This window comes from Nocardia nova, from assembly GCF_002933465.1.
Classification (GTDB): domain Bacteria; phylum Actinomycetota; class Actinomycetes; order Mycobacteriales; family Mycobacteriaceae; genus Nocardia; species Nocardia nova_B.
In genome coordinates, this window is sequence record NZ_PSZE01000067.1 from 1 (window position 1) to 4,394 (window position 4,394).

General features: G+C 67.5%; 6 protein-coding genes. 3 read left to right on the forward strand and 3 right to left on the reverse strand.

Features of this window, described 5'->3' with window-relative positions; genetic code table 11:
- Nucleotides 1–18: 18 nt before the first annotated feature.
- Genes C5E41_RS32655 through C5E41_RS32665 form a run of 3 tightly spaced genes read right to left on the reverse strand, consistent with a single transcriptional unit; the run spans nt 19 to nt 1,927 of the window.
- Entirely contained in the window at nt 19–501 is a 483-nt protein-coding gene (locus C5E41_RS32655; RefSeq protein ID WP_146097784.1) for a Zn-ribbon domain-containing OB-fold protein, read from the reverse strand.
- A complete protein-coding gene (locus C5E41_RS32660) occupies nt 498–1,619 on the reverse strand; it encodes a thiolase family protein (RefSeq protein ID WP_104379525.1) in 1,122 nt (373 codons plus the stop codon). Before C5E41_RS32660 ends, C5E41_RS32655 begins: the two co-directional genes overlap by 4 nt.
- A 32-nt stretch (nt 1,620–1,651) precedes the next feature.
- On the reverse strand, nt 1,652–1,927 hold the full coding sequence (locus tag C5E41_RS32665) for a hypothetical protein (RefSeq protein ID WP_104379522.1): 276 nt from the start codon (nt 1,925–1,927) through the stop codon (nt 1,652–1,654).
- Between the two features lie 244 nt (nt 1,928–2,171).
- Between C5E41_RS32665 and C5E41_RS32670 the strand changes: the two genes are divergently transcribed.
- The 3 genes from C5E41_RS32670 to C5E41_RS32680 all read left to right on the forward strand — a co-directional run.
- Nucleotides 2,172–3,059, forward strand: coding sequence for an alpha/beta fold hydrolase (locus C5E41_RS32670; RefSeq protein ID WP_104379523.1), 888 nt, complete (start codon nt 2,172–2,174; stop codon nt 3,057–3,059).
- An 8-nt stretch (nt 3,060–3,067) separates the two neighbouring features.
- The gene (hpaH, locus tag C5E41_RS32675) at nt 3,068–3,883 is read left to right on the forward strand and encodes a 2-oxo-hept-4-ene-1,7-dioate hydratase (protein WP_181063539.1); all 816 of its coding nucleotides are present in this window, start codon (nt 3,068–3,070) and stop codon (nt 3,881–3,883) included.
- On the forward strand, nt 3,883–4,394 hold a 512-nt coding region (locus tag C5E41_RS32680), incomplete at its 3' end, for an aldolase/citrate lyase family protein (RefSeq protein WP_181063538.1). The genes hpaH and C5E41_RS32680, both read left to right, overlap by 1 nt.

Genomic DNA, 4,394 nt, shown 5'->3' on the forward strand with positions numbered 1-4,394 from the left:
CGGACGGTTCGAGTGTGGTCATAAGGGTTCCTCCGAAATGGGGTGAGCGGTGGATTCGTGGGCCGGCGCCGGCGGTGGGACGGCCGCCGGAACGGCGACGCCGCCGAGCCGGCGGAATCCGATGGCGACCGGGTCGCCGATGCCGAAGGCGACGCCGGTGCGCTCGCGGGTGGTCATGATCAACCGGTGCCCACTGGTCAGCTCTACGTCGAGAATGGGGTAGGGCGCGTCGGTGCGGACCAGCCCCGGCTCGAGCCGGTGCATCACCGTGACCGAATGCACGGTCCCCCTCGATTCGACTGTGCGCCAGCGGGTTCGAGCCGATCCGCAGGCATCGCAGATGTGCTGATCGAGGTCTTTTGGGATGCCGCAGTCGGTACAGAAGGGCATGACGAGCTGGTCGTAGGAGGCGGCGGTGTAGAACGGCTCGAGGGTGGGGTCCGCCGCATCCGGCGCCAGGCTGGGATCGAGCAGCCAGTCGAGTCCGAGTGCCGTGGTCATGCCGCACGCTCCAAGATCAGCGCCGCGTGATGGTCGACCCGGCCGCCGATCCCGCCTACCAGCGCGGTCACGGCATCGGGGACCTGGCGCTCGCCGCCCGCGCCGCGTAGCTGCACGATCGCCTCGGCCAGCGGGGTCATCCCCTGCAGGTAGAAACCGGACAACTGGCCGCCGCCAGTATTGGTCGGCAGCGCTCCGCCGGGACCGATACCTTGGGCGCGGACGAACTCGGACACGGGCTGTGCGCCGGTGAGCCGATATTCGTCGAGCAGGATCAGGGTGACGATGGAGAACGGGTCGTAGAGCTCGGCGATATCGAGGTCGCCGCGCGACATCCCCGATTGCTCGAGCGCGTCGTCGACGGCGCGCCGACCGCCGCCGAACCAAGACTCACGTCCCGCACGGCGGCGACGGATCGGATGGTGGCGTCCGATGCCGCGCACGGTGAGCCGCGCGCCCGCACCTACCGCCGGATCCGCGCTGACGATCACCGCGACCCCGCCGTTCACCGGCCGGGCGCAGTCCAGCCGCCGCAGCGGGTCCGACACCATCGGACTGTCGTAGTAGTCCTTTTCATCGAGGGGGGTTCGCACGACCGCGGCCGGATTGCCGAGCGCCCAGCCGCGCGCGGTCGTCACCACCTGGCACAGATCGGTCTCCGAGGAGCGCGTGGTGTGCAGCCAGCGCCGGGCCAGCAGGGCGTAGGTCGGCACCGAACCCAGGACACCGGAGGCGCGTTCCAGACCGCGAGGGCCGGTATTCCCACCGCTGTGCGCATAGGTCGATCCGGCGCCCTTGCCCGCGACCAGCGGCGCGTCGGCGAAGACGCAGAGCACGGTCGTGGCCGCACCCGTCTCGATCGCCAGTTGTGCGCGTTGCACCATGGCGATGGTCGTGGCGCCCTTGATCTCGACGTGCTCGAGCAGGCGCAGGTCGCCGAATCCGGCTTGCGCGGCGAAGCCGACGCCCAGCCGGTCGGGGCGCACTCCCTGCGAGGAACCGACCAGGACGCCATCGATGTCCCGGTGTTCGATGCCGGCGTCGGCGATCGCCGCGCCGGCGGCCTCGACGGCCAGTTGCAACGCGGTCCCGCCGGGGCGCACCGACATCTCGGTCATGCCCAGACCGGCGATGGCAACCGTCGCCGGGCTCACCGCGACTCCTCCGCCGGTGCGCGACGCGGCGCACGCTCGTCGCGGTAGTTGCCCACACGTAGCCAGTTGTCGCGGTCCTCGCTGGTGGCCAGACAGAAGCAGGCCAATTCCAACGGCGACAGGAAGATCCGCGCCCCATTGTCGAGATCCTCCACGAGCAGGCGCGGCCCGTTACCACTGGTATCCAGGGAGATCCGGGCGGCAGCGAACTCGTTGGCCAGTACCGCCAACTCTCGCCGCCGGATGGTGCGGCCTTCCTCTGCTGCAGACATGTTCCTCGATGACCCGATCGTTGCTGGTCCGGCACCGGCCGGCGCCGGACTCCGCCGCCCCACTCGCCCGGCGGCCACTTCTAGTATTAGCGTATACGACTGTCAGAAACAAGAGACGCCAGATCGCCTGCCGATATCGCTCTCCTTCAGATGCTCCCAGCTCAGAGGCATTGACGTAGGACAAGACGAAGATGAACACTATGGACAGATTAGGCGCTTACCGCAGCATCGACGGAGGGCTCGCATGACGCAGACACCGACCATTTCCAGCACGCAGGACTACCGCAGCATCTGGGGCTACCTGCGCGAACTCGAATTTCGCCAGGCATTCCTCGACATCGGCGGGGTGCGTACGCGGGTGGCCGAAGCCGGATTACCTGACAAACCGCACGCGATCCTGCTGCACGGCACCGGCGGGCATTGGGAGACCTTCGCGCCGAATCTGGCTGCATTGAGTTCGCAATACCACTGCGTGGCCATCGACATGGTCGGCAACGGCTTCTCCGACAAGCCCGACTACGACTACGAAATCGCGGTCTACGTGCGCCAGATCGTGAGTGTCATGGACCACTTCGGCATGGGCAGCGCACATCTGATCGGGATGTCGCTCGGGGCTTGGGTCGCCTCCGCCACTGCCGTCGCCCACCCCGGCCGTGTCGACAAACTGATCCTGATGTCACCGGCCGGTTTCGAAGCCTCCGAATCCAATATGGCCCGCATCCGCGCCGAGCGGACCAACGCGGTCGAGGATCCCAGCTGGGAGTCGATCCACAAGGTCTTCGAGCATCTGATCGCCGAGGAGCGCAATCGGATTCCCGATCTGATCGCCCTGCGCCGGGCCATCTACCAGCGCACCGACACCCGCGAGACGATCGATCGGCTACTGATCCTGCAGGACCCCACCGCGCGTGATCGCAATCTGATCGCACCGCAGCAGTGGGCCGCGATCGCGGCGCCTACCATGATCGTCGCCTCCGGCCGCGATCACGGGGTCTATCAGGACACCGCCCGCAAGATCGCCGACCTGATCCCCGGCTCGCAGATCTTCGAGATGCCCGATGTGCGGCACTGGCCGCATTTCGAGGATCCGGAGACCTTCAACCGGGCGGCACTGGAATTTCTCGGGAAGTGACCATCAGGATGCTCGACCCTGATTCCGTCGCCGATCTCGCCCGGCAGCTGTACGACGCCGCGCGCACCCGGGTGCCGATTCGCCAGCCCTCACTCACCCATCCCGAGATGACGATCGAGGACGCCTATGCCGTGCAGCGCGCTCTTGTCGAACTGGAGAAGGGCGGGGGCCGCGCCGTACACGGACGCAAGATCGGCCTGACCTCCAAGGTCATGCAGCGCGCGGTGTCGATCTCCGAACCCGATTACGGCGTGCTGTTCGACGACATGTTCTTCGACGACGGTGCGGTGGTGCCGGCGGGCCGGTTCATCCGTCCCCGCATCGAGGTGGAATTGGCGTTCGTGCTCGGCGAGCAGCTCTCCGGTCCCGGCATCACGCTGTTCGACGTGCTGCGGGCCACCGAATTCGTCACTCCCGCACTGGAAATCCTCGATGCACGGGTGCAGATGAGCGATCCCGATACCGGGCGAACCCGCACGATCGTCGACACCATCGCCGACAATGCCGCCGATGCCGGACTGGTCCTGGGCGGACGGGTGATCCGCCCGCTGGATACCGACCTGCGCTGGATCGCGGCACTGCTGCTGCGCAACGGAACCATCGAGGAGTCCGGCGTGGCGGCGGCAGTGCTCAATCATCCGGGCAACGGCGTCGCCTGGCTGGCGAACCGGCTCGCACCCTACCGCGAGTTGCTGCACGCCGGCGAGGTGATCCTGTCGGGCTCGTTCACCACGCCGGTCTTCGCCGAGCCCGGTGACAGTTTCGTCGCCGATTTCGGCCCGCTGGGCACGGTGTCGTGCGCATTCGAAAGGCCCGCACCATGATTCGCAATCGCTGGCGGGAGGCCCTGGCCACCGGGCGAACCCGGATCGGCATGTGGGTGGTGGGCGCCAGCCCGTATTCGGCCGAGATCTGCGCCGGCGCCGGCCTGGACTGGCTGCTCATCGACCAGGAGCACGCGCCCAACGATCTGCGCTCCACATTGAGCCAGCTGCAGGCTGTCGCGAGCTACCCGGTCGAGGTGCTGGTGCGCCCGCCGTCGGCCGATCCGGTGCTGATCAAGCAGCTGCTCGATGTCGGCGTCACCGATCTGGTAGTGCCGATGATCGAATCGGCCGAGGCCGCGCAGGCGGTGGTCGCGGCGACCCGCTACCCGCCCGCCGGTATTCGCGGGGTCGGCAGCGCCTTCGCCCGCGCCTCCCGCTGGAATCGCATTTCTGACTATCTATCCACTGCGGATGGGGCGATTTCGATTACCGTCCAGATCGAGTCCGCGGCGGGTCTGGCCGAACTGGAGAACATTGCCGGGGTCGAGGGCGTCGATGCGGTCTTCAT